Here is a 24,300-nt window from a genome sequence, read left to right as displayed (position 1 = left end):
CACCGTCAGAACCACGCGGACTCCCGCGCCAGCATGATCGCCTCAAGTCTGGTCTGGACTCCCATCCGGCGGTACACCCCGCGCAGCAACCGGAACATGGCCCGCTCGGAATATCCGGATCGGCTCGCCACCTGACCCACTGTCGCCCCCTCCGCCAACTGACGCAGCCACATCACTTCCTCGGCCGAGACCGGCTGGGAAGCGTCGGAGCGGTCACCCGCCACCAACTCGGCGGCCACGGCGGCGGGCATGACGGACTGACCGCCGATCGTCGCCGCCACCGTTCGGCGCAGCACGTCCTCCGGAGCCGCGCACGGCACCACCGAACGCGCCCCCAGTCGCAACGACCGCACCCCCGCCGCTGCCCCGGCATCGAGCACCGCGATCACAACGTGGGCGCCCGTCATCGCGCACAACCGCCGGAGCACGTCCCAGTCGTGCTCGGCAAGCAGGGTCAGCAGCACGACCGCGTCCCCGGATCGGCGCACCCACGCCACGGGATCGGCGTGCGCTTCCACGGCGTGACCGGCCTCGGTCAAGACCGAGACGACTCCCCGCCGGTACACGGGCAACGGGTCGATGACGAGGATCGGCGCGACCACGGCGACGGAGAGTTCCTTCCCCGGCAGCCGTCCGGCCGCCGCACCAGGAGATCATCTCCCCAAACCCGCGGTCGGTTGCGGCGTGGGCACGCCAACCCTGTCAGTCGCCCGCCACCGCACCTGTCCTGGACGCGCGTCAACCCCCGTTCCTAGCTTCAGAGCGAGGGGTGATGCCGATGATGTACGACGATGACACCGGTAGACGGGTCTATTCCGAGATCGAGAGCGCCGAACGACCACCGGAGCCTCCGCGACACAGCTACCCAGCCGACGCCGCGGTGCGGCGGCTGTTCATCGAACACATGAGCAGCCACCCGGATTGGACAGCGGCGACGATCCGAGACCACCTGCAGATCGAACACGGGACCACATCTCTTACCCACCGTGACGCCGAAGCGATCTTCACCGACCACAGCAGACTACGACACTAGGAGCGCGATCCCGGCAGAAGGGCAAGCACGCTCGTCTCGCCCCGAGATGGGCGAGACGACCGACTACCACCACCACGGGCCGTGCCCGGTTTACCTGAACTGGCCTCCCGCTTATAAGTGCCTGTTTGGGAAGTGAAGTCCTTGCGTGCCAAGGCTTTCGACGGGAAGCACTGCGGATTTCTCGCGCCTTGCACCCCTCGCCGATGGCGGGTGTGCCAGGCGCGACCCGGGCTACCGTCTGCGACGCACTCCCTTTCCAGGTTGACGTGGTTGCGGCCGAAAAGGGAACGAAAGAAGCCCCCGGGGATCATCAGTGTTTGCCACACCGCCCCGGGGGCTTTCTCACCGCTTTACCCGATCACGATCTGAACGAACGCGGCGCTCAGCGAGGTCAAACCGACCAGCGCGCAGTCGGCGTTGGGGTTGACCTCCCCTACCGCGTCCACGTGGTCGCCTGCCAGCGGCCCGGACGTGAATGTGCCGTTGAGCCCCAGCGGGACGCCGGTTTCGGTCGGGTTGGTGTTGGCCGAGGCGTCGGCCCGGCTGACCTGCCCGGTATTCCAGTGCACGCTGGCCATCGCCTCGATGGTCAGCGCCAGGTTGCAGGGCGAGCCGGGCAGCGAGGTCACGGTGCCGCGCGCGGTGACCGAGGCGTTGTTCAGCTCGGGGTAATTGCCGTTGGGGGACACACAGTTGACCAGGTTGGCCGTGATGTCGGCCATTCCGTCCGGGGTGGTGGCGGTCAGGGCCGGGCTGAAGTTGGCGGCGAAGTTCAGGCTACAGGTCAAATCGCCCGGTGCGGCCTGGGCAGGCGCCGCCCCGGTTACCGCTCCGGCCGTGGCCAGCGCCAGGCCGGACAGGAACGCGAAAATCTTGCGCATCGTAACCACCACCTGTTGTGGTTTGGGCTATTTGGGCTTATCAGTGTAGATCCGGCACCGGACATCTCCCTTCATTGGTTGCTGATCGTGATCTAACCCTGATCCGTGCTCCACCTTCCACATATCCCGTTCAACACGGCACTACCCCACAACTGGCCCTTTAAGGGCGTGTCTCATGTGGCTACTTTGCGGAGTTTCTTGTAGCAGGTCAGCGCTGCACCGAGGGTGAGGAAGGCGCAGAAGTGGTTGGCGTAGCGCTCGTATCGGATGCTCAGCCGGTGGTAGCCGAAGAGCCATGCCATCGATCTTTCGATCACCCATCGGTGTTTGCCGAGCTTCGTGCTGGATTCGATGCCTTTGCGGGCGATGCGCACGGCGATGCCCTGGTCGCGGCCCCGGGCGCGTAGGTCGACAATGGATGATTGCGCGATCGGCTTCTCGTTCATTGAATTGCTGATTTCTAGCCGCTGTCAGGTTGAGAACCATCGGTGTGACCGGCTCTACGGCCCGACACCGGAAAGTGGCAAGAAGTCGTCATCGCCAGCCAGCCGATCGACTGGGGGATGGTCCTCCAGTAGTGTCGTGTCCGGCTTCGATTCGACCTAGCCGGGTAGGGGCAGGTCGTGGGCGCCGGTGTGGGTCGTGCCTGTGGTTGGCGTACCGGGATGCGTCCCCGGTCGTGCGGGTTGGTAGAACCTGACTAGGACGATCGGTTGGGGGCATGAGATGACAGAGCGGTTCGGTGCGCTGCTCCTGGAGTTTCGCAGGCAGGCTGGGTTGACCCAGGACGAGCTGGCCGCGCGGTCGGAGATCGCGGTGCGCACCATTCGGCGGTTCGAGACTGGGGCGCACACCAACCCGCAGTTGAGCACCGTGCGTCGGCTGGCCGCCGCGCTTGATTTGTGCACCTCGGACCAGGCGCGACTGCTGGCCACGGCCGGTAAGTTCGGGGCGCGGGTCGATGAGTCGGACACAGTGGACTCGTCGACGGCGGGTGGTGGGGCCGCGCGGCATCTGACGGCGAACGAGCGGGAGTTGCTTGAAGCGGCCAATGAGCTCGCCGACGTGGTGCGGGCGCGGTGGCAGCAGGAGGAAATCCGGCGTCGGATTCACGATCCCGGGCCGTTGCCGGTGCGCTGGCGCTCGGCGGGCGCCGAGCTGACCGACGGTGACGCGCCGACCGATCTCGGGGGAACGCTCGACCAGATCGTGTCCCGCTACCGGCGTGTTCCGTCCGGCAGGCTTGTCGTGCTCGGCAAGGCGGGCGCGGGCAAGAGCATGCTCGCCGTCCGGCTCGTCCTCGACCTGCTCGACCCGTCCACCGCGGCGGGCGCGGTCCCGGTGGTCATCGGCATCAGCTCGTGGCATCCGGCCAAGACGTCCTTCCACGAGTGGCTGGCCACGCAGCTGATCCGGCACTACCCCGGCCTCGCCAAACCGAGCCGCAGCGGCTCCACGCTCGCCGCCCGGCTGATCGAGAGCGGCCGGATCCTCCCGGTGCTCGACGGGTTTGACGAGATCGCCGACGGGCTGCACCAGCCCGCGCTGGCCGCCCTCAACCAGATCACCCTGCCGCTGGTGCTGACCAGCAGACCGGACGAGTACCGGGACGCGGTCGCCGCCACCCGGGTGCTGCGCGGCGCCGCCGCCGTCGAGTTGGCCGACCTCACCGTCGCCGACCTCGCCGACTACCTGCCGCGCACCGCGCGCAAGGCCGCCAGCGACGTGGTGACCACATGGGACCCGGTGCTGCGCGGGCTGGCCGATCAGCCCGACAGCCCGCTGGCCGCCGCGCTCACCACCCCGCTCATGGTCGGCCTCGCCCGGGCCATCTACAGCGACACCGCGGACCGCGACCCGGCCGAACTGCTTGACACCGAACAATTTCCCACCGCGGAAAGCATTTCCGACCATCTGCTGACGAGCTTCGTGCACACCGCCTACCAGAGCCAACCGCTCGATCGAACCGTGGGCCTGGACCAACGCTGGTCGGTCGAGCAGGCCACCCGCTGGCTCCGGTTCCTCGCCACGCACCTGACCAAGCGGCACACCACGGACTTCGCCTGGTGGGAGTCCGGCACCGCGCTGAGCCGAGGGCCGCGAACCCTGGTGCTCGCCCTGTGCGCGGGTGTCACGGCCACCCTGGTCGACTGGCTGGTGGAAGGCGCCGCGAGCGCGTTCGGGGTGCGGATCGGGACCAGTCCGTGGTTCGTCTCCGGTCTGCTGGTCGGTTTCCTCGCCGCGGTGTTCATGGTGCTCGGCTACCGGCTGATCATCGGCCGTGGGGTGCCGTCGCCGCTGTACTTGCGGATCAGCGTGCGCGGCGGCGGCTGGCGGCCGAGCGCGACGACGAAAACCCGGCTGCGGCACGGCGTCCTCTGCGGGCTCGTGTTCGGCGTCTGCCTTGGCACGGCGCACAACCTGCTCGCGCTGGTCACGTCCCGGTCCGCGGCCGCGCTCGTGGTCTGGACCGTCGACGCGATCATGTTCGGGCTCGTCTACGCGCCTGCGGGCGCGCTCATGTTCTGGATACTCAGCATGATCGAGGCCCCGGTCGACCTGGCCTCAGCGGGCAGGCCAGCCGACCTGATCCGCGCCAACCGCACGGTCCTGGTCGGCCCGGCGCTCGTGCTCGTGCCGCTGTTCGCCGGGTTCATCGTGGCCACCGCCGAGGTGTTGGACGCGCTCGGCGCCGGTCGGCCGTTCGGGCTCGAACTCGACTGGACACCGTCGCTCGTCATCGCCGCGGGCCTGATCAGCGCGATCAGCGGCGCGGCCGGTTATGTGCTCGGCATGACCCCGTGGGGGCACTGGCTGGTGTTCGCCCGGATCTGGCTGCCGCTGACCGGGCGGCTGCCCTGGCCGGTGGTCGCGTTCCTTGAGGACGCCTGCAAACGCGGCGTGCTCCGCCAAGCGGGCCCGTACTACCAGTTCCGACACGCTCGCCTGCAAGCCCACCTCGCGGCCGGTGACGCCTGAGCGGCCGTCAACTCGTGGCCATCTCGGAGAGCGCCGCGCCGAACCGCTGCCGCGCCTCGTCGTCGGTCACCGCCACCCGATCCGCGCTGGACAGCAGGCTTTCCGCGGTCTGCTTGCTCTGGTCGATCAGGCCTAGCAACTCCTGCCGCCACGTCTCGCCGCACATCTTCAGCGCTTGCGCGGTCCGCCAGCCGGGATGCCCGCCCACCGCGGTCCCGGTGCTGGCGAACAGGCTGTCGACGGTGTTCTTCGACGCGTCCGCGTCCGTCCTGATCCGGTCGCCGATCTGCCGCACCGCTTCCGGGGTCATGGTGATGAAGTCGCCTTGTGGCGCCATTGGCTTGTCTCCTGATCCTCGTCGTCGGCTGGCTAGGCCCAGTCCGGATGCGGCCGGACGATGATCGGGGTGTCCGACCCGCCCGCGATGTCGTTGTGCGGCACCCGATCGTTCAGGCCAAGGCTCGACAGGCTCGGTGTGTGCTGGGTGTAGACGACCTCGCCATCGGGCATGACCGCGGTGACGACGGCCGCGTGGTGAATGCTTTCCTTGTCCTTGAAGTAGACGATGTCGCCCGGTTTCGCCTGCTCCGCCGAAACGGTTTCGCCGCCGTGCCTGAGCATGTAGTCGTGGTGGTTCTGCGCGGCCGCCCACGGCTCGGAGTGGTCTTTGTTGTTGGGCAGATAAGGCCGGTCGCCGGACTCTCCCCGGTTCGTGTACCAGTCGTCGGGGTTTTTCCAGCCCTGGCCGTCGCCTTCCTCCGGCAGGCCGCCGCCGTCGCGCATCGCGTGCGAGACAAAGTTCGTGCAGTTGGACATGCCGGGAACGTCCTTGTGGGTCGTGTCACCGTGCTCGGCCACCCAGCGAAGCATTTCCACCCGGTTCAAGCCGTCGTTCCCGATAAGCTCCTGCCGCACGCTGTCCGGAATCCCCGCCATGTCGTGCAGTTCGACGGGAGCCGCCTTCATGTACTGGTCCCGCTGCTCCTTCGTCAGCGAATTCCACCACGCCGCCTGCTCCTGCGGATCGGCGTCCACCGGCATCGTCTCTTTGATCATCTCCAGGGTGCTGGCGGTCGCCTCCCGCACCGACCCGTTGAGCACCACTTCCCGGAGTTGCTCCTGTGTGAGCACCTGGGTGATGCCCGCCGGTTCGGCGAGCCTGGCCAGGCTCGCCGCGGCCTCTTCATCGATTCGGTCGGCGTCGCGCCGCGCGTGCTCGATCAGCGCCGCGCACTCCCGCGCCCGCTCGGCCAACCGCTGGTCTTCCGTGCCCGCGGGCACGGTGACCTGTCCGTCCGCGTCGACCGTCAGCCCTGACCTGACCGCGAAGTCGACCGCGGAGTCGAGATTGCGCTTGCACAGGGCGATGGCGTCGGCGAAGCCGTCCAAAGTGGACAGCACGCCGCGCAGGGACATGCCCGCGGCCTGGAAGTCCTGGGCGACCTTGCGGATGGTCTGCCGCGCCTTTTCGCCGACCTCGTCGGCCCAGTTGTCGGCGAGGGCTTTCCCGTCACGTTCGTAAAGGTGCTCCGCGGCGGCTTCGGACTCCTTGGCCAGCTTGAGCCAGTCGTCGGCCGCGGCCGCGAACAACCGGGGATCGAAGTCATTCAGTTGCTGGTAGGTGGTCATGGGGCCTGCTCTCCCGGTCGCGCGTCCGCCCGCTGCGACTGCCTCGCGCCGATGACGCCGGAGGCGGCGATGCCGTTGTGATCGTCGGCGGCGAACGCGTCGTCGGCGGCGATCGGGTAGCGGGACTCGTGCTCGGTGTCCTCGGCGCCCTCCCCCCGCGCGCCCGCGCCCATGCCCATCGGCCCGGCCTGCCCACCGGTTCGCGGTGCGTCGGCCGCGGTGGCGCCGATGACTTGTTTGGTCGCGGTCGTCTCGTGCGGTCCGGCCGTGAAGAGGGACCTGTCCGGTTCCAGGCGACTGGTCGCCCGGACGCTCGACGGGCCGCTGTTCGGCGCCGTGCCCGCGACCGGGGCCGCGCCGCCGAACGGAACCGCGCCCGCGGCGCCGGTCGACAGGCTGGGCGCGGACGGGGTGGCACCCGTCGAGCTTGGCGTGCTCAGTGGGGACGCCAGGGCGCCGGTCCGCGCGCCGGTCTGGAGTGCCGCGGCCTGGTTGGTGTCACTGGTCCGGTTCGCGGCGGTGCCAAGGGCCGCGGCCGTGCCGGGCGTCACCGGGTTGGCCCCCGTCGAGTCCGCATCGCCCGCCGCCGCCGGACTGGCTCCGGTCAACGCGGCGGCGTTCGTGGTCGTCGGGGTGCTCGTCGGCAGGCCGTGCTGGGTGGCCGTCTTCTCGCTGTGCTCAAGGTTTTTCGTCGGCGTGCCCTTGGTCGCCGAGGTGTCGCCGCCCTCGGCCAGCTTGGCCAACTTCTGCAGGAGTTCGGTGACCGCTTGCACGATGGTCAGCACCATGGTGACCAGCTTCATCAGGTTCATGGAGTTGGCCAGCAGGTTCGCCATGACGCCCGCGATCCGTTCGCCCGCCTTGGTGGCGATGCCCACGCACGCCGCGATCGCCTCGCCGATGCTCATGCCCATGGTCAAGGGGGCGCGGGCGATGCCGCTTGCCATCACCGGAATCATCTCGCTGACCGCCGTGCCGATTATCCCGGTGATCTCGGTGAGCGCCTTGACCACTTCCTCGCCCGCGCCGACGATCGCGCTGGAGATCGTCTTGGCGGCCTCGGCGACGGCGGTGATGCCGTCGGCGAACTGGGCGCTGGTGATCCGGTGCTTGTCCGCGGCCTCGCCGGTCCACCCGCTGGTCTCGGTGGTGATGCTCTGGCGGAAGGTGTCGGCAAGCACGCGGGTGTGCTCGGCCGCGGTCGCCATGCCGCGCGCGGGCGTGCTCACCGCGCCCGAGTCGCCGCGGAACTCGTCGAGCGGTTTGGCCAGGAACGACACGTAGGGGGTCAGCATGCCGACGCCCGCGCTGCTGAGGTTCGCCAGCGGGTTGGCCGAGGAGATGAGCGCGCCGAAGTCATCCGGTTTCGGCAGGCCCGCCAGCTCGCCGGTGGACCACTCCCGGTTGAGCACGGAATCGGACAGGGTGGAGATCTCGGCCAGCAACTGGCTGGTTGTCTTGTCGGTGCTCATCCTGGGTACTCCTGGGCGAGGTGGCTGGCGGAGTGCTCGTCGGTGCGCTGGTAGTCCTCCGCGGAGCGGCGGATGGCGAGGCTCATCGTGTCCACCGCGGCGGACACGTCGGCGATCGCGAGGCCGGACTGGCCGACCGCGTCGGACAGTCCGGTGGTGAGGAGCCCGGAGAACGTGCCGAGCGCGTTGTCGGCCATGCGGTCCGGCGCCCGGTCAGACACCCCGGAAAGCTGGTCGGCGATGCTGGCGGTCGTGTTGGCGTGCCAGCGCAACTGGTCGGCGTCGACGTCGAAGCCGTTCATTCCCGCACCTCCGGGTTAGCGAAGTACACGTCATCGTCCATAGTGGACGCAGCGGGCCTGCGAGCGGCGGCGGTCGTGGTGTCCACCCCGCCCGGCAGGTGCGCCTTGACCAGATCCAGCGCCGCGCCCGGCCCGACGAAGTCGGTCATGATCTCGGTGATCTGCCCGGCCGCCGACCGCTGGGCCGCCTTGGCCGTCGCCACGATCAGCTTGGCCAGCGCGTCCGGTTCGAGCGCGCGGGCGTGCGCGGTCAGCCGAAGCCGCTCCAGCGCGCCGCCCACGCCGACCCACGCCTCGACCTCGCCGCGCGGGGCGATGGCGTGCCCGCCCACCTGGCGCAGCCGGGCGTTGGCCCGGACCGCGCCGTCCGCGGCGCCCGCCAACTCCCGCCGGTAGTCGGCCAACCACTGTTCTGCGCTCACCTTGGTTCCTTTCCGGTGTCCGATTCCGCGACACCGCTGGTCAATCGGCGAATGAAGCGGTGAATATCCTTGGGGTGCAACGGGTTCACGCTCACCCACCCGTCCTTGCCTCGGTCGACCCGAACCCGGCCCGCCGGACCGTCCAACCAGGACAGCTCCTCGGTTCGCCCGCCCGCGCCCGCCGCGCCGAGCTGGCCCCGACCGGTCACCGTCGGCAACAGCGCGGCCAGCCGGTCCAGCTCGTCCGGGTCGCCGCCCGCGGCCCTGGTCAGCGCGCGCAGCCGGTCCCGGGCGTCGTCCTCCCGCTCGCCCGCAACCGAGGACGCCGCGCTCACCACCTCGGCGTCCAGCGAGATCGGCGCCACCGCCGCGCCCGCCAGCTCCGGCACGTGCCGGAACAGCTCGTCGGCCAGTTCGTCCTGGTCGACCCGGGTGACCGCGACCTGAGCGGTGTGGTCGCGGGTCAGCGGTCGCCGACACACCAGCGCCACCGACCCGCACCGCAGCGCCAGCACGCCGACCGGGCCGAGGGCTCCCCCGGTCAGCACCAGGTCGACGGTGCGCCGCCGGGCCCGCAGCGCGATCACCAGCTCGGCGGCCAGGCCGGTCGGTCCGGCGTGGTCGGCGAGGCCGCGCGCGGCCAGCGTCGCGCCCGCCATGGCCAGCACCGCGGCGCGTTCGGCCGCCGTGCGGCCGTAGCACGGCACCCGCACCGGATACGGCATCCGCACCCCGGCGTGCGTGGTCAGCAAATCGAGTTCGGCGAGTCCGAAGTGGACTGTTCGGTCCCGGGGGACGCTCGCCGCCGCTTCGATGGTGGCGATCACCGGAGCAGCCCCCCGACCACATCCGTCGCCGTGTCGAGCACCGCGGTCGCCGTGTTCATCGTGGACGCGACCGTCTGGTCGAGATCGAGATAGTCGGCCAGGGTCGAGACCAGCGACCGGTGGTAGTCGCGCAGTTCGATGTCGACCGCGCCGAGCTCGCCGGTGAGCCCGGCCTGACCCGCCGTGGCGCGCAGCCGGTCGGCCAGCGCCAGCGCGGGCGGCGCGGTGCCCAGCAGCGGCGACCGCTGGCCGAGCCGGTCGGCGGAGGCCACCAGATCGCTCATCGCGTCCGCGATCTCCCCCAGCGTTTTGACCAACGCCTTCAATTCTTCGGGCGCGACGGCGTAGCCGCGTCCCGATGCCTGGTCTGGCATGTCGTCTCCCCGTGTTCTCGGCTGGCAGCGCCGCGCCGGTCATTCCCCGATGATCGGTTTGCTGGCCGGTCGCTCGTCGGCGAACAGGCCCTTGTCGACATTCGGCTGTCGCCGCTTGTGCTCTTTGTCCCCGGCCGACACCGTCGTCGGCGGCAGAACGGGCGAGAGCCCCGCGCCGCCCGCGCCCTGCGGCCCTCGGCCAGGCAGTTGCTGCACCGCGGCGCGCGGCGCGAATCCGCCCGCACCGGGCCACTGCCGCCCGCCGCCCCGCCAGGGCCCGCCCGCGTCGGGCGACAACGGGCCCCGGCCTGCCGCGCCACCGGATTCCGGCGCGACGCCGTGGGTCAGCTGGGACCACGGCACGCCGCCACCGCCCCCCGGCACGGCCGGACCGGCCCCGCCCGGCGCGAAGCCCGCCGCGCTCGTCACGCCCGCCAGGTCCGTCGAGTCCGCGCCGCCCGCCGCGGTCCGGACCGGCGGCGCGATCAGCGCGTCGCTGCCGTGCAGGCTCGACTCGTAGCCGCGCATCACCTCCTCGGCGCGCGACCTGCCGGAGCCAGCGAGGAAGTCGGCGTCGAACATGCTGGTCCCGCCGGTGGACACCGCCCCGACCGCGAACACCATGCCGCCGCTCCCGCCCGGGACCCCGCCCGCGCCGCTCGCCGGGATCCCAGGGCCCGCGGTGAACGCCTGCGGCCCGCCCGGAGCGGGCATCGTGTTCCGCGCCAGCGCGAGCGCGTCCGCCGAATCCTGCGCGGCCTGCCGAACCCGGCCCGCCCGCGCGCCGATGGCATCGATCAGCTCGGCCAACTGGTCGATCCGCACGGCCGCCCGCTCGGCGGCCTCCCCCTGCCAACTCGCGGTGAGCGCGTCGCGTTGACCACGCACCGCGTGCGCGTAACCGGCCAACGCCTCGGCGTGCCGACCCCACTCGGCCGCGATCTCGCTGACGTCCCCGACGTCCGCCTGGTCCCACAGCATCCGGTACAGCTCGTCGTGGCTGTAGGCCGCCCAGTTCATCGGCTCGAACGAGGCGCCCTCGGTCGAGCCGCTCCCGCCATCCGGGTTCTCGGTCCCAGCCAACGCGCCCGACAGCGCGGCGACAACAGCCTGCCCGGCGACATCGATCTCCGCCAACACCGCGCTGACGGCATCGGTCATCTCCGCCACCCCAGCGGCGACCGTGTCGGCCATCGCCGCGAACGGGTCGTCGATCATCCCTACGCTCCCCACGAGTTCATCCGAGCCGGTCGCCAGTGATGCTCGGACCGCCGGACCTGCCATCACAAGGCCACTGACCGGCCATCCATGTCCGGCCCCCGTGACCTGCGCGAACGGCGCCGACCGGCCACGCCCGGCCCGGGCTTCTCCCGGCGGGGAGCCAAGACGACGCGCCCGAGCACTTGGTCGCGGTGGCCCAGCCGCGCGGGAACGGGAGGCGGCACACAGCCCAGCACGCGCCCCCGCGTCAAGGGACCGGCCGGTCCGGGCTGGCGCATCCTCTGGAGTAGGGAGACGTCGGCGAGTCGCGCGGCGACGATCTCGTGGTGGCAGCCGCGCTCACGGAGGTTCTAGGTCGTCCCGCTGTCTTTCCACAACTGCTGGAGCTGGTCGCTGTCGCAGACGGCGACCGTCACCGTTCCCCCCTGGTCGCCGCTCCACCACATGGACCCCGAGTTGGACCCCGAGCCAACCTTCAGGCAGTAGCCGGTCTCGACGTTCTGCAGGGTTCGGCCCGCCGCGGTGGTGCTCCCGACGCGCCAGTGCACATATCTGACCCCGCCTGCCTCGTCGCAGGCGCCAAGCCCGACCGCGTCGCCGCTGGCGCCTGGCGCCGACAGGCACTTTCCGCTCGCCCCGTTGACCAGCTCGAAGAAGCCGCCGTCCGAGGGGCGCAACGTCCACCGGTAGGCGTCGCCCGCACCGCACGTTCCCAAAAGGGGATAGGCGGAGCCGTCGCCGACGCACTGACGGGACGAGACGTTCTGCAGGCGCGTGGTCGACCCCGCCGAGAATGGCACGGGCTGAGGATTCACCGGCGGCGGCGCCACGACCGTGGACGGCGGGATCAGCGGGGCCTGCGACCCCTGGAGCCTGGCCTGCTCGGAAACAGGGGCACCCGCGGTCGGGGCTGCGGAGGCCGACGCGGTCGACGGCCCGGGAGCCGACGTCGACGAGACAACCGACGTCGGCGGCAAAGACGAGGTCGGGGAGACGGACGGCGCCGAAGGAGCGGACGACGGTAAAGGCGACGCCCGCTCCCCGGCGGACTGGGGGTGGAAGGAAACCACGACTATTGCGGCCACTAGGAGCAACGTGGCAGACAGCAATTGCGAGCGATGCGCAGGCGAAACCATGACGACACGGCCTGTGTTGTTTCGGACCTGCACCACCTGGCCAGACACCTCACAGGCAACCACCGTATTGTTCCCCGCTGGTTCCGGCGACCGCCCGGCTGGGGCCTCATGGTTGTCCTGGAGCGTCATCAGCTCGATCCTGTCTGGGTATTGAGGAGTGCAAGGCTAGAGCGCGACTCTGTGTCGCCATCGCACGCTCGCGATCAACGCGTCCGTTACGGTACAAGGGATCGTCACCCTGCTCAGCGCCAGGATTGACACCAACCTGCGGCCGCGCGGCGGAGCGCCACCGCACAGCAGAGCGACAGACGAACGTGTGTCGCCCTCAGTTTTCTGTGCCGCGCATGGCCGTTCACAGCGTTCTGTCGCAATAGGGGCCGCGCGTACACCATCGCTGGTTTCTCTTGTACTTCCACCCCCATCGGCGAAATAACGACTCGTGGCGCACTGGAAGTCGACGCGGTCAACCGGGACTTCACAGCGGTGCGGCACAGGAGGCCCCGAGACGGGGTGCGGCGCCGAAGGGACCCCGGGGTGTGGAAAGCTGACCCGGTGAGTCGATCGAATCGGTGACGCTGGGAGAAAGAAGTATGAAGGTGGCGCGCCCCTTGTCCGGTGCTGACGAGCGGCAGGTGCGGCTCACCGCGCAGGATGCCTTCGCCAATCTGCGGGCCGTGCTTGAACTGTGCGCGGCCGGGGGGCTCAAGTGCAGCGACAAGACCAGCCGTCCGTCCGCCGCGACCATTCGCGCTGTTCACGCGCAGCTGGCGCAGGGTGACTTCTACGCCGACGAACCCATCGCGGCGTTCGCGTGGCCGCTGCTGCTTCAGGCCGGTGGCCTCGCCACGCTGGAGGGCACCCGACTCCGGTTGACGCCGAAGGGGCGCGCCGCGCTGGGGAAGCCGCCAGCGGAGATCATTCGGGGGCTGTGGCGGCGCTGGCTCACCCATGCGGTGATTGACGAGTTCAGCCGGATCGAGGAGATCAAGGGGCAGCGCAACCGCAACGTCCTCACCGCCGCGAAGACCCGCCGACAGAAGGTCGCGGCGGCGCTGGCCGCCTGCCCGCCGGACGAGTGGCTCGACGTGGACGCGCTGTTCAGCACCATGCGGCGCGAGAACATGAGCCCCACGGTCGCGCGCACCGAGATGGCGCTGTGGAAGCTCTACCTGATCGACCCCGAGTACGGCAGCCTCGGCTACGACGGCTTCCACGACTGGGAACTCCTCGAAGGCCGCTACACCCTGGCCGTGCTGTTCGAGTACGCGGGCACCCTAGGACTGATCGACCTCGACTATGTCCACCCCGACGGCGCGCGCGACGACTTCCACGGCAACTGGGGCGGCGACGACCTCGACGCGCTGAGCCGCTACGACGGACTGCGGGCGATCCGGCTCACCGCGCTGGGCGCCTACGCCCTCGGGCTCAGCGACACCTACCAACCACCCAGGGCGGGCGGCGCGGAGACCCGGCCGCTGAAAGTGCTGTCCAACCTCGACATCGTCGCCGCAGGAGACATCGACGCCGCCGACCGGCTCGTCCTGTCCGCCTACGCGAAGCAGACCGCCGACCACGTCTGGACGGTGTCAGCGGCCAGTCTGCTCGCCGCGCTCGACACCGGCCGCGACCTCGATGAGTTCGTCGGCTTTCTCACCGAGCGCACCGAACATGATCTGCCGGACGTCTTGCGCACCCTGATCGAGGATGTCCGCAGGCGAAGCGGGCAGCTCACCGACCTCGGCCACGTCCGCGTGATCGAATGCGCCGACGCCGCACTCGCCGCGCTGATCGCCCGCGACCGCGCCCTTCGCGCGCTGTGTCGGCCGATCGGCGACCGCCACGTCGCCGTCCGGCCCGATCAGGAGCCGAAGTTCCGCAAGGCCCTGCTCAAGCTCGGCTACGTCATCCCCGGTCACCCCGCGACCTGACCAGCCCACAAGCGCGCTCGGAGAGCGGTATCAGCGCGGCGGCATGATGCCCTAGCGGTGGGTCGGTGGAAAGCACGGCCGTGTGTCGTCCCGCCGGCGGGACGACGGTGCTCGAATGAGGTGATCCGCGGGGCTGTGGGCCGCTTGGATCAGGGAGTGCGGTGGTCTTCCTGTGACAGGGCGTGGTTGGCGGCCTGGTTGAGGGTCAGGACCATCCACGCCGCAAGGTCGACCTGTGCCTGGGCAGCGGCTTGACGCCAGCTGTCGAGGCTGTCGTCGTTCACGGTGATTTTGGGGATGGGGACGCCGATTCGGGGCGGCTTTTTCTGCTTGCTGTCTCTGATCGCCTGGCGGAGTTGGTTGCGGGACCAGCCGGTGCGCTCCGCGATGTCCAGCCATTTGTCCTGATCCTCGGTGGGCAGAGCGGCTACTTCCGCGTGATGCTGGAAGCTGAGGCCCGGGCGCCTGCGGGGGACGGCGATACGCCTGGCGACCCACGCGTAGTTCCGCAGGGTCTGGTAGTCGAGGCCGACCGCGTCCACCGCCTTTCGGTACCGGTTGTCGTATTTGCTCTGTCCGAAGACGAGCCAGTCGCCCAGGAACCAGGACGCGGAATTGGCCAGACGCGAGACCTGGCGCCCCGCCCGTTCCCATGCCTCATAGGACACGTCCGCGGGAAAGATCAGCCCGGCCGAGGTGGTCAGGATCTTTCCGCGCCGGTTGGGCGGCGCCACCGCGGGCGCGCGGGAAAGATCCTCGTCGGTCCGGTGTCGATGAGAGGGTCCCACCTGTGTCTTGTTCACTGGTCCTCGCCAATCACGTCGTCGCCCGGGCTCCCGAGACGACGCTGTCTCGGGAGCCCGATCGCCCCCCTAGTCGCGCCGTTCTCGGCACTCGTGGTGCGGAGCCATGGGGATGGCCTGCCGGTCGGCGCGACTCGGTGTCCCCTAGCGGGGACGGTTGTCAGCCTTGTCGATCATGGTGACGGGACGCACCCGGTGAAGTCCGCAATGGTGCGATCGGGGGGTCCGATGTCCCCTAGGCTGGACCGGTCACCTCCTGGGAGGTGGCGGAGGAATCAAGGGGGCAGCAGGGGGATGCGGTGGCGAGGGAACGGCCGCGAGCAGTGCTTCCGGCGTCGGTCGGCGACCTGGTCGGGCGCGACGGCCTGATCTCGGAAGCCGCGGACCTGTTGGACAACGCTCACCGCATGGTCACGCTCGCCGGGCCGGGCGGTGTGGGGAAAACGGTGCTCGCCCTCGAAGTCGCTCGACACTGCCGGGATCGCCGGGGGCGGCAGGCGGGGAAAGAACAGGCCGACGACTGGGTCGCGCTCGCCAATCTGGCGGACATCACCCGTCCCGACGAGTTGCACCGTGAAGTGATCCGGGCCATGGGGATCACCGATCAGTCCAGCGAAGACCCGCTCGACGTGCTCGCCCAACACCTGCGGGACGTGGAGAAACTGCTGGTGCTGGACAACTGCGAGCACCTGTGGGAACCGGTCGGCGACCTGTGCTCGATGCTGCTCGGCGAAGCGCCCGGCGTGCGAATTCTGGCCACCAGCAGGCAATACCTCGGAATCGCGGGCGAGCACGCCATCCTCGTGCCGCCGCTGTCGCTCGCCGCGCCGAATCCCGGCGGCGGGCCTGAAGAAGGGCGATCCGACGCGATGCGGCTGCTGCTCAAACGGGCGGCGGCGGCCGGGCGGCCGATCATCGAAGCCGACGACTGGAACGCGCTGACCACACTGGTCGAGTGGTCCAGCGGACTTCCCCTCGTCCTGGAGTTGATCGCGGTCCGGCTCGGCGGCGGGATGACCCCGGCTGAGATCCTCGAACGCCTCGACGGCGGTCGGCTGCTGGCCGCTCGCGCGCGTCGCCTGCAACCGCACCACCGCACGCTGGAACAGACGCTCAACTGGTCGTATGGGCTGTGCTCGCCCAAGCAGCAGCGGCTGTTCGCGCGGATCTCGGTGTTCGCGGGCGGGTTCTCCCTGGCCACCGCGGAGAAAGTGTGCTCGGGAAACGGCATCGAGGAACACGAGGTCGTCGACCTGCTGGCCGACCTGGTGGAGCAGTCGCTGGTCATGGCCGACCCGCACGGCCGGTACCACCAGCTGCAACCGGTGCGCGACTACGGACGCCGCCGTCTCCAGTCTCTCGGCGAGGACGAGCACGTCCGTGACGCGCACTGCGTGTTCTTCCGCGACCTGGCGGCCGAACTCGCCAGAACCTGGTACGGCCCACGGGAAGTGGCCACCCTGCGGCACGCGCACGACGAGATTCCCAACTTCCGCGCGGCCCTGCACCACTGCGCCACGACCCCGGGCCGGGCCGAGACCGGGCTGGCCATGGCGCACGACCTGGCTCGCTTGCGGGTGCAGTTCTTCTTCGCGCTGCTGGGCGAGTTCTGCACGTGGCTGCGGTTGCTGCTGGACCTGGCCCCGGTCCGGCCGACGCCCGAGCGGATCGGCGGGTCGGCTCTGCTCGGCTGGATCAAGCTGTGCCAGGGCAGCTCCGACGAGGCCGCGGTGCTTCTGCGGCACTGCCACGACCTCGTGCGCCTGCTCGACCACGAGCAGGCTCCCGCAGCGGTGGTGTTCCTGGAAGGCGCGTACCTGCTGATGGCCGAAGGCGACCCGAAGTGCCTTCCCCCGCTGCGCCGCGCGGTCGACCTCACCGGCGAGATGGGCGCGGCGTGCCGTGGCGACCGCGGGAACTTCATGTTGATTTGGGCATTGGCGGCCGGGTTCTACGGCGACGAGGACACCGCGGTCACCGCGGCCGAGGAGTGCCTGGCCGACGCCATGGCCGCGGAAGCGGAGTGGGCGATCGGTTGGGCGCTGTGGGCGCGCGGGCTCGCGCCGCTGCGGCACGGCGCACCCGACGAGGCGATGGCCTGGTTCCGGCGCGGCCTCGAAATCCAGATTCGGCTGGGCGAGCGCTGGGGCAGCACCTGGGCGTCGGAGGCGATCGCCTGGGCGCTGGCCGCCAGCGCGGAAAAAGCGGCGGCTCACCAGCGGACTCCGGTCGCCGCGCCCGCCATGGAAGCCGCCGCCGAACTGCTGGGCGGGGCGGTGGCCATGCAGGAGGCCGCAGGCGTCGTGATCTCCGGCTTGGCGCCGTTCGGACGCGAACGGCGCCGGGCCCGCGACACCATCGTCGCCCGGCTGGGCGAGAGCCGGTACCGGGACGCCTACGAGCGCGGCACCACCGCCCCCAGCCGCGAAGCGGTGTACGCGCTCGCGCTCGCCCAGCGGTCGACCCGGTCCGCGCGCGGGAAGCCCGCCGCCGACACCGTGGTCCTCGCCGACCTGTCGCCGCGGCAACGCGAGATCGCCCTGCTGGTCGCGCAGGGCGAGACCAACCACGCGATCGCCCGGAAGCTGCACCTGTCGGTGTCGACCGTCGAGAACCACCTGACCGCGATCTTCGCCAAAACCGCGGTGGGCAACCGGGTGGGACTGGCCGCCTGGGTGGGAGCGCAGCCAGCCCCGCCGCGGTCGCCGCTTATTCCCCGACCGGCCAGTGAACCGGGAGTGCAGCAACGCCCCGGATCACGCCGAACGTCCTGACCGGCTCGAAACCAGGCGCCAGGGCGAATCCCGGGATGGCCGAGAGCAGTTCCTCGAAGACCACCCGCAACTGCAACCGCGCCAGGTGCATGCCCAGGCACCGGTGCGCGCCCGCGCCCCAGCCCAGGTGCGGCACCCGACCCCGGTCGACGCAGAACCGCTCCCCGTCCGGGAAACGCGTGTCGTCGCGGTTCGCGCTGCCCCACAGCAACAGCAGCCGATCCCCCGGCGTGAGCGGCACCCCGGCCAACTCGACATCCTTACGGACCGTGCGGCCGGTGGCCGCGACCGCGGACTCGTGTCGCGTGGTCTCCTCGATCAGCGCCGGGATCAGCGCGCGGTCCGCGAGCACCCGCCGCTGCAGATCGCTGTCGGTGGCCAGGACCAGCGCGGCGTTGGCGATGGTGTCGGTCGTGGTCAAGTGGCCCGCGGCCACCATGAGGAACGCGTGCTTGAGCAACTCGTCATCGCTGGCCGGTTCCCCGTTCACCATGGTGTTCACGACCGCGGTCAGCACGTTGTCCGCCTCCGGCCGCCCACGCCGGGACCGCACCTGCGCCAACAGGAAATCGGCGAACCGCTCACCGGTGCGCAAAGCCTCCTCCGCCGATGTCGACGCCACCAGCGACCGCGCCAGGTCGCTGAACTCCTGGCGGCGCTCCTCCGGCACACCCAGCAACTTCCCCGTCACCATCGGCGGAATCCGGGTCGCGAACTCCGCCACCAAGTCGGCGCTCCCGCGCGAAGCGAACCGCCCCAACACCTCCCGGCACAACGACCTGATGTACGGCTCGTACGCCGCGACCGCCTGCGGAGTGAAAAACGGCTGCATCGCCCGCCGCCACACCGTGTGGTCGGGCCGGTCGGTCTCGAACAGCGGCGCGTTCACCTTCTCCAGAGCGGGCAGCACCATTGTCGCCCCCAGGCCGTCCACCGCCGAACTGAACGCGTCGTCCCGCTTGGCCACCTGGTCGACCTCATCCCACCGGCTGACCACATAAAACCCGCCATACCGCTCGCTGCGCGCCACCGGACACCGCTGCCGCAGTTCTCCGGTGAAATCGTGAATGTCACCGGCAACCGCCGGATCTTGGTGGTCGAACCCGGACACTCGCTCCGCGAAACCATTAGCCGTATCCAGCACAGCCACGTAACCCCTCAGTCAACTGGCATGTCACAACCCACTGAGGACCAAAGCAGAACCGCGGCCGTCCTGTCATCCAAGAGCTACGCGGACATCGTCACCTGCCAGCACTTTGGCACGTATTCTTGCCGAACAAGCCCATGATCACTAGGATCTGCGGACCTCTTGACGAGAGCCCCTACCTGTTGTGCTCGACGATGATTTGGTGGGGCTGGAACTTCCCGTGGAGGGTGGACGACTCGCCTGACGGGCACCGCCTCGACAACTACTGCCGCGTCAAGCGATGTCGGAAAGGTAGCCTGACTATGAATTGAAAATTGGCGGCGATGCAACGTTTGAGGTTACATTGGCGAAAGACCTGCGAGGAGAGCATGGGTTCGCTCGTGAACCTATGCTCTCCAACATGGTCGTGTCCGCTCTTTCCATGCGTACGTCCCGTGTGCTCATCCACAGATGGGTGCCACTAACCAAGATCAATCAACGAGTCGAAGCGAGTACCTCACGCTGCACGTTGACGGTGAAACGCTTGGTGCGAACCATGTCGCCGGGGGAAACACCGTGGCCGCGCTCGACGTTGATGGCACGTTGCAGGGCGCTCAACAGTGAGAGAACCAAACGTTCCGACTTGTTGCCGTCCCAGACCGTGTCGAGGACGGGGGCACAGACGCGCTCGGAACTACGTGGATTGTGCGCAACCGTCTCCGCGCCCAGTAGTCGTAACTTGATGGCCGCGAGGAGGTGATAGCGATAGGGGGCGTAATCCTTCGAGATGCGCCCGTTGCGCAGCAGCCACTCCAATCGGTACAGCGCGCTGGCGGCCGTGAAGTAGAAGACTGGTTGATGGTTTTCCGCGAAGAGGACTCGCTCGTTCACCGTCGGCAGTGAACGAGAGCGTGTGACCCGAGCCGGTTCATTGAGGAACATAGCCAAGTATGCCCTGCTGAGTTGGGCACGGGTGATGACGCGGGTTTTGACCACCTCCCGCCGATCGGCGTACTGCCTGACTCGCCGCTCGTAATACAAGCGGCGGTCCTCGTTCCCTTGATAGTGGAAATAATCCTCCAGCAGGTGGTGAAAGCGATCACGGACCGCGAGATCCTCCTCCTTGATCTGGGTCTGCCGGTTAGTGGCCCCGACGATCCCATTGATGACGTCATCATCTTCCGAGTGCACGATGCGAACGCTGACCTGGACATCGTCGGAGAGTTTATCGCGGAGGTCGAATAAGACGTGACACGTCTGACATCCGTTGACGATTTGGAAGTCACGCAGGGAGACCATATCGCCAACGACGTGCATCGAGCGCGCGACGACGGTTATTCCATTGTTCAGAACGGCGAATCGCTCCTGACGTTCCTCGTCGTTCAGCGTCTTGGCGATCTCCCTGTTGACCACGTTGTCGCCGCCGAGGTAGTCCCGGACATTGCCGTGGAAAAGCGTCTTACGCAACCTGTTCGTATCGTCCGTGAGGATGTTGCCGACGAGATCGCGGGCGGACAACAGACCGAGGTATGCCTGCACGACGCCGGGGACCGGCGGCAAAGTCACCTTGCGCGGCATACGGATGTCAACACCCAATTTCGTCGAGGCACGCTGGTAGAGAGTCCGCAGTTCGTCCCGGGTTACGCAACGGAACGTGACTGGCTCGAAACGTCCCAAACTCGCCAATTGCCTACGGGCAGACTCCGCTTTGGCCGCGACAAGATTCGCCACTCGCTCGCCCGTCGTCACGTAATAGACGTGCAACTCCGGTAGGGAGCCGTTGAGCTTGCCGATGTTGCGCCACACGACATCGAGGCAGGAACGCAGGTTCTCGATGTCGGCGGACGCCGCGTAGGACATAGCCTCGGGTTCGGTAACCTGCCGGAGATTGTCGAGCAGGTCGGCGATCACCCTGGTCTCGAACCCCGAGCTAGTCTTGGCCTGAATCAGAACGATCTGCACTGCGATGGTGGCCCAGTTGCCGATCGCCGTGGCGACCTCGTCCGCATCGATCATAAGGTTGCCGTTGACTAGGACGCCCAATGCGTCGATCCCCAGGTCGTTGCCACCACCGGTACGGAACGCGTCAGGTTGAAAGTCCTCCCGGTAATAGGAGTTCAGCACGCAGTAGGCGGCGAACGCCTCGAACGCCTCCTCGCTACTCAGGTCGGCGAGAGCGAAGTCCCGCTGGAACTCCTCGACCAGGCCGTTGATAATCCGATCCACGACCACTCCTGTCTTGGCGTTAGGTCACGCGAGCGCGATCGAGTACTTCCTCCTCGGTCAGCGCGCTGGGCGGGTGGTGACTCAGGCACATTGGTGAGTGCACCTTGCGGAACGGCATCCCCTCTGACACCGCGTAGAACTGACCTGTCCGCAACCGGGAAATGTCCAAGACGCTACTGGACTTGGCCGACGCCATCTCCCGCACGGCCGCCACCTGGACCGGACTGTTGATGTAGCCGAAGTACTGGGTGGCCGCGTTGCCCACGATCTGATTGTGGATGCCCTTGGGCGCCTGTGTCGCGAACACAAGGCCGAGTCCGTATTTGCGTGCCTGGGACACCAAGGCGAGAGTGCTCATGGTGCAGACCGTCATGTGGGTGGCGGGTGCCAGGGTTTGCGCCTCGTCCATGATGAACAGCCCGCCGAGGGGGCGGTCGCCCGCGGGGTTCGCCTTGATCCAGGCGAACAGCGCCATCTGGAGTTGGTTGACGAATCCCAGCCGCTGGTCGTCGGTGCGCAGCCCGATCATGCTGATCACCGACACCCTGGCTCGTTTGCCTGGTGGTGGGCGCAGCAGTTCGCCCGGGTCCAGGGGCGTGCCCGATCCGCCGAATAGTGGATCGTTGATCATCGCGGCGATCAAGGTCTGCGCCATCTCAGCCGCCATGGACTTGGCATTGGCCAGCGGCGTCGCGTCCTCGGGCAGGTCGGCCAGGTGGTCCAGGAACTCCCGCAAACCGCGTCCGCCGTCTGACGCGAACGACATCAACGCCTCTCGCAGAACCGCCCTGGACCGTTCATTCCGTGCCGTTGGCCCGTCCGCCCTCGCCCTCGGCGCCAGCGCGGCCACAGCGACATCGAGCGCGAGCGCGAACTCGTCGGGATCGGTCGCCGCCTCCGCGAGATCTGGAAGTGGCTGGAAGGTCAGTGGGCGTCCTGCTTCGCGTCGCGGCGTCCACACCACGACATCCGTGTTTCGCAGGTACTCGTCGGCCAGGTCGGAATCCCCCGGCCGCCACCCTTCGGGAGTGGTTGGCCATGGATCCCCCAAGCGAGCCAGATCGTTGTTGGCGTCCAGCACGATCGCCGACACGCCCTGGATGGCGCACTCCTCGATAATGCGCCGAATGAGCACCGTCTTACCCGAGCCGGAGCCCGCGAAGATCGCGGTGTGCTTGCGCAGGGATGCCAGCGGGACGTACAGGGACTCGCCTGTGTCGGAACGTCTGCCCAGTGACAGCGAGTCCGGAGGCGCCGGGGGGCGCTCGGTGTCCGGGTCGTCGATGGGCCATGGATCGATACTGGTGTCGGTAGGCTCGGGCGGTGGTTGGGGTTCAACGTCGGCTATGCGGTCCGGGGGACCACCGAAGACGGTGCGAAACAGCTTGGTGCTGCTCGCAGGCTGATGCGTCCGCAGCCAATCGTCCAGGTCCTCGTGTGGCCTGCGGATCAACTGTTCGAGCGCGGCGAAGACGCGAAGATCCTCGTGGTCGACCTCCTCGATAACAACACCTCCGGCCAGCTGAAAGGCGTCAAGAATGCGCTTCGTCACCTTCGTGGTCATCGACAGCGAGCCGGTACGCAGCAGGTAGGCCCGAACGTTCGCGTCACTGTCGAGCTCGGACATCTCATGAAAACGCATGATCCTGTTTTGTCCAGCTTTGGCATTGGCCGTGGCCACACCGCGAAAGGCCCAGTGCGCGCGTCCTCGGCCGTCCTCAGTGGGCATGTGGATCCGGGCGTGCATCCCAGGGTTGGGCGAACGCTGCAGCTCAATCTCGTACTCGTTTTTGGTGAGTCCACGCTCGTGGGCGAAGCAGGTCAAAGCGGCGGCCAAGAGTTCGGTCATCCGAACATCTTCACGATCTTTGTCGATGGCGCCGGCGATGTCGGCCTTCTCCAATGCGGTCGAGAAGAGTCGGTCCACGCCCGACAGCTCAGTCCGGGAATCGCGAACCGCAGGAACGGTTGGGATGACGATGACATCATCCAACGATGTCAACTCGATCAAAACGCCTGACTCCGAACAGGCCCTCGCGTGGTCCTCGACGCGTTTGAACAACTCGCGGGGAGTATAGTGGGCTGCCTGGGCGAATGCCTCGGGACGGATGGGCCAAGTCCGGTAGGGCGGTGTGAAGCCGATCTTGGCGTGTTGCTCGCGAAACCTAGCCGCCACGAGTTCCTCGGCTATCGTTGCCGTCGATACGTTTCGCAGTTGCAGCGCCGGGTGGAACCGGTCGGAGGCGGCGCGGTGCGACATCTCTTTGATCGCATTCCAGACCGGTGTCTGACAGGCAACGACCAAAAGGGTACGCAGCACGGTCTCGCGCACCTGCATCAGGCTGACACCGAACTGGTCCACCAAGTCCGAGGTGGGCATATCGACCGGGGTCCTACGACTGCCCAGATCGGCCTCGGAGATGAGAGTGTCGATTTGATCGATGGCCACCACGCTGGGGCCGGTCATCGCCAATAGTGCGGACAGACCCCCGACGATCTCGTGCGGCGTCTTGGGGTCGGGGTGGATACCCCATTCCACGCGCTCGCCCTGCGTCGACTCGCTGCCGGAAATGAGGTACGCCTGCCCGATCTCGCGGACGGCGGGATCGGTCGCCGTGAGCATGATCAGTGCCCGTGCGACGTGCCGAGCGGCGTGACCGTGGACAGGACTGGCCTCGCGCAGCGCGACCACCACGGTGTCCAAGGTCTCCTTGGTGACTGGAGCCTTGCCGATCACCTCGTAACGCACGGAGTCAGACAAGGTGATTCGTTCGGCAAGGCGATGGAGCAGGGCGGTGAGTTGGCTTTCACCGTTGGGACCGTTCTGGGACAGACCGTCGACCATCGAGTTCACGACGTTCTGCCACAGGTTGTTCCCGTGTATGAGCTTGACCAGGAAGAAATACCCGCCACGTTCCTGGACCTCGGCCCGGACCCTGCCCACCATGTGGGTCTTGCCCGCGCCCTGCTGCCCGGTGATGACCATGCCGAGCGGGTTGGTCGAAGTGTTCAGCTCGGCGTCGGTGTACGCCTGCATGATCGAATCAAGCACGTGAGCGTTCAACTCGGCGACATGCACGGTCGGCACCGACCACACCGCCTCCGGGGTCGGCGCCCAGTCCGACCGCAGATTCCGCAGCGCTCGGCGCTGTTGCTCATCCATGGTG

Annotated in this window: 19 protein-coding genes and 1 pseudogene; 4 read left to right on the top strand and 16 right to left on the bottom strand. The window is 68.4% G+C overall.

Annotation, left to right across the window (positions count from 1 at the left end; translation table 11 throughout):
• Window positions 1-5: 5 nt before the first annotated feature.
• Window positions 6-602, bottom strand: coding sequence for a helix-turn-helix domain-containing protein (locus ACZ6SD_RS19760; RefSeq protein ID WP_465318403.1), 597 nt, complete (start codon window positions 600-602; stop codon window positions 6-8).
• A 176-nt stretch (window positions 603-778) separates the two neighbouring features.
• Here ACZ6SD_RS19760 and ACZ6SD_RS19755 point away from each other — a divergent pair, with 176 nt between their 5' ends.
• Window positions 779-1,033, top strand: coding sequence for a hypothetical protein (locus tag ACZ6SD_RS19755; protein WP_465318402.1), 255 nt, complete (start codon window positions 779-781; stop codon window positions 1,031-1,033).
• A gap of 350 nt (window positions 1,034-1,383) precedes the next feature.
• Here ACZ6SD_RS19755 and ACZ6SD_RS19750 read toward each other — a convergent pair whose 3' ends face one another.
• Both ACZ6SD_RS19750 and ACZ6SD_RS19745 read right to left on the bottom strand, forming a co-directional pair.
• Entirely contained in the window at window positions 1,384-1,914 is a 531-nt protein-coding gene (locus tag ACZ6SD_RS19750; protein ID WP_465318401.1) for a hypothetical protein, read from the bottom strand.
• A gap of 173 nt (window positions 1,915-2,087) precedes the next feature.
• Window positions 2,088-2,324, bottom strand: a pseudogene (locus ACZ6SD_RS19745) (transposase); the annotation flags it as partial.
• 316 nt (window positions 2,325-2,640) lie between these two features.
• Between ACZ6SD_RS19745 and ACZ6SD_RS19740 the strand changes: the two are divergent.
• The gene (locus ACZ6SD_RS19740; RefSeq protein ID WP_465318400.1) at window positions 2,641-4,893 is read left to right on the top strand and encodes an NACHT domain-containing protein; all 2,253 of its coding nucleotides are present in this window, start codon (window positions 2,641-2,643) and stop codon (window positions 4,891-4,893) included.
• A 7-nt stretch (window positions 4,894-4,900) separates the two neighbouring features.
• Here the strand turns inward: ACZ6SD_RS19740 and ACZ6SD_RS19735 are convergent, their stop codons facing one another.
• From ACZ6SD_RS19735 to ACZ6SD_RS19695, 9 genes are all read right to left on the bottom strand, one after another.
• On the bottom strand, window positions 4,901-5,230 hold the full coding sequence (locus ACZ6SD_RS19735; protein ID WP_465318399.1) for a hypothetical protein: 330 nt from the start codon (window positions 5,228-5,230) through the stop codon (window positions 4,901-4,903).
• 32 nt (window positions 5,231-5,262) lie between these two features.
• On the bottom strand, window positions 5,263-6,522 hold the full coding sequence (locus ACZ6SD_RS19730; RefSeq protein ID WP_465318398.1) for an amidase domain-containing protein: 1,260 nt from the start codon (window positions 6,520-6,522) through the stop codon (window positions 5,263-5,265).
• Entirely contained in the window at window positions 6,519-7,994 is a 1,476-nt protein-coding gene (locus tag ACZ6SD_RS19725) for a WXG100 family type VII secretion target (RefSeq protein ID WP_465318397.1), read from the bottom strand. The genes ACZ6SD_RS19730 and ACZ6SD_RS19725 overlap by 4 nt, the downstream gene beginning before the upstream one ends.
• Entirely contained in the window at window positions 7,991-8,296 is a 306-nt protein-coding gene (locus ACZ6SD_RS19720; RefSeq protein WP_465318396.1) for a type VII secretion target, read from the bottom strand. Before ACZ6SD_RS19720 ends, ACZ6SD_RS19725 begins: the two co-directional genes overlap by 4 nt.
• Window positions 8,293-8,718 carry a YbaB/EbfC family nucleoid-associated protein gene (locus ACZ6SD_RS19715; protein WP_465318395.1) on the bottom strand — a complete coding sequence of 142 codons (426 nt, stop codon included), beginning with the start codon at window positions 8,716-8,718 and terminating at the stop codon, window positions 8,293-8,295. The genes ACZ6SD_RS19720 and ACZ6SD_RS19715 overlap by 4 nt, the downstream gene beginning before the upstream one ends.
• The gene (locus tag ACZ6SD_RS19710; protein ID WP_465318394.1) at window positions 8,715-9,545 is read right to left on the bottom strand and encodes an ESX secretion-associated protein EspG; all 831 of its coding nucleotides are present in this window, start codon (window positions 9,543-9,545) and stop codon (window positions 8,715-8,717) included. Before ACZ6SD_RS19710 ends, ACZ6SD_RS19715 begins: the two co-directional genes overlap by 4 nt.
• Window positions 9,542-9,919 carry a hypothetical protein gene (locus ACZ6SD_RS19705; protein ID WP_465318393.1) on the bottom strand — a complete coding sequence of 126 codons (378 nt, stop codon included), beginning with the start codon at window positions 9,917-9,919 and terminating at the stop codon, window positions 9,542-9,544. Before ACZ6SD_RS19705 ends, ACZ6SD_RS19710 begins: the two co-directional genes overlap by 4 nt.
• Before the next feature lie 39 nt (window positions 9,920-9,958).
• The gene (locus ACZ6SD_RS19700; RefSeq protein WP_465318392.1) at window positions 9,959-11,137 is read right to left on the bottom strand and encodes a WXG100 family type VII secretion target; all 1,179 of its coding nucleotides are present in this window, start codon (window positions 11,135-11,137) and stop codon (window positions 9,959-9,961) included.
• A gap of 353 nt (window positions 11,138-11,490) precedes the next feature.
• Window positions 11,491-11,940, bottom strand: coding sequence for an RICIN domain-containing protein (locus ACZ6SD_RS19695; RefSeq protein ID WP_465318391.1), 450 nt, complete (start codon window positions 11,938-11,940; stop codon window positions 11,491-11,493).
• Window positions 11,941-12,884: 944 nt separating this feature from the next.
• Between ACZ6SD_RS19695 and ACZ6SD_RS19690 the strand changes: the two genes are divergently transcribed.
• On the top strand, window positions 12,885-14,204 hold the full coding sequence (locus ACZ6SD_RS19690) for a helicase-associated domain-containing protein (protein WP_465318390.1): 1,320 nt from the start codon (window positions 12,885-12,887) through the stop codon (window positions 14,202-14,204).
• 149 nt (window positions 14,205-14,353) lie between these two features.
• On the opposite strand, the gene ACZ6SD_RS19685 is transcribed toward ACZ6SD_RS19690, so the two are convergent.
• Window positions 14,354-14,992 (bottom strand): LmbU family transcriptional regulator, encoded by a 639-nt coding sequence (locus ACZ6SD_RS19685; RefSeq protein ID WP_465318389.1) that lies wholly within the window; start codon window positions 14,990-14,992, stop codon window positions 14,354-14,356.
• A 314-nt stretch (window positions 14,993-15,306) separates the two neighbouring features.
• Here ACZ6SD_RS19685 and ACZ6SD_RS19680 point away from each other — a divergent pair, with 314 nt between their 5' ends.
• Window positions 15,307-17,781, top strand: a complete 2,475-nt coding sequence (locus ACZ6SD_RS19680) for a helix-turn-helix transcriptional regulator (RefSeq protein WP_465318388.1) — start codon at window positions 15,307-15,309, stop codon at window positions 17,779-17,781.
• Here the strand turns inward: ACZ6SD_RS19680 and ACZ6SD_RS19675 are convergent.
• The 3 genes from ACZ6SD_RS19675 to ACZ6SD_RS19665 form a co-directional block, all read right to left on the bottom strand.
• A complete protein-coding gene (locus tag ACZ6SD_RS19675; RefSeq protein WP_465318387.1) occupies window positions 17,717-18,931 on the bottom strand; it encodes a cytochrome P450 in 1,215 nt (404 codons plus the stop codon). The genes ACZ6SD_RS19680 and ACZ6SD_RS19675 overlap by 65 nt on opposite strands.
• Window positions 18,932-19,402: 471 nt before the next feature.
• A complete protein-coding gene (locus ACZ6SD_RS19670; RefSeq protein WP_465318386.1) occupies window positions 19,403-21,133 on the bottom strand; it encodes an AIPR family protein in 1,731 nt (576 codons plus the stop codon).
• Between the two features lie 19 nt (window positions 21,134-21,152).
• The gene (locus ACZ6SD_RS19665) at window positions 21,153-24,296 is read right to left on the bottom strand and encodes an ATP-binding protein (protein ID WP_465318385.1); all 3,144 of its coding nucleotides are present in this window, start codon (window positions 24,294-24,296) and stop codon (window positions 21,153-21,155) included.
• Window positions 24,297-24,300 lie beyond the last annotated feature (4 nt).

Source organism: Actinokineospora sp. NPDC051303 (assembly GCF_055586285.1).
Note: the sequence above shows the minus strand (reverse complement) of the source record. Positions and strands in the feature narration are given on the sequence as shown.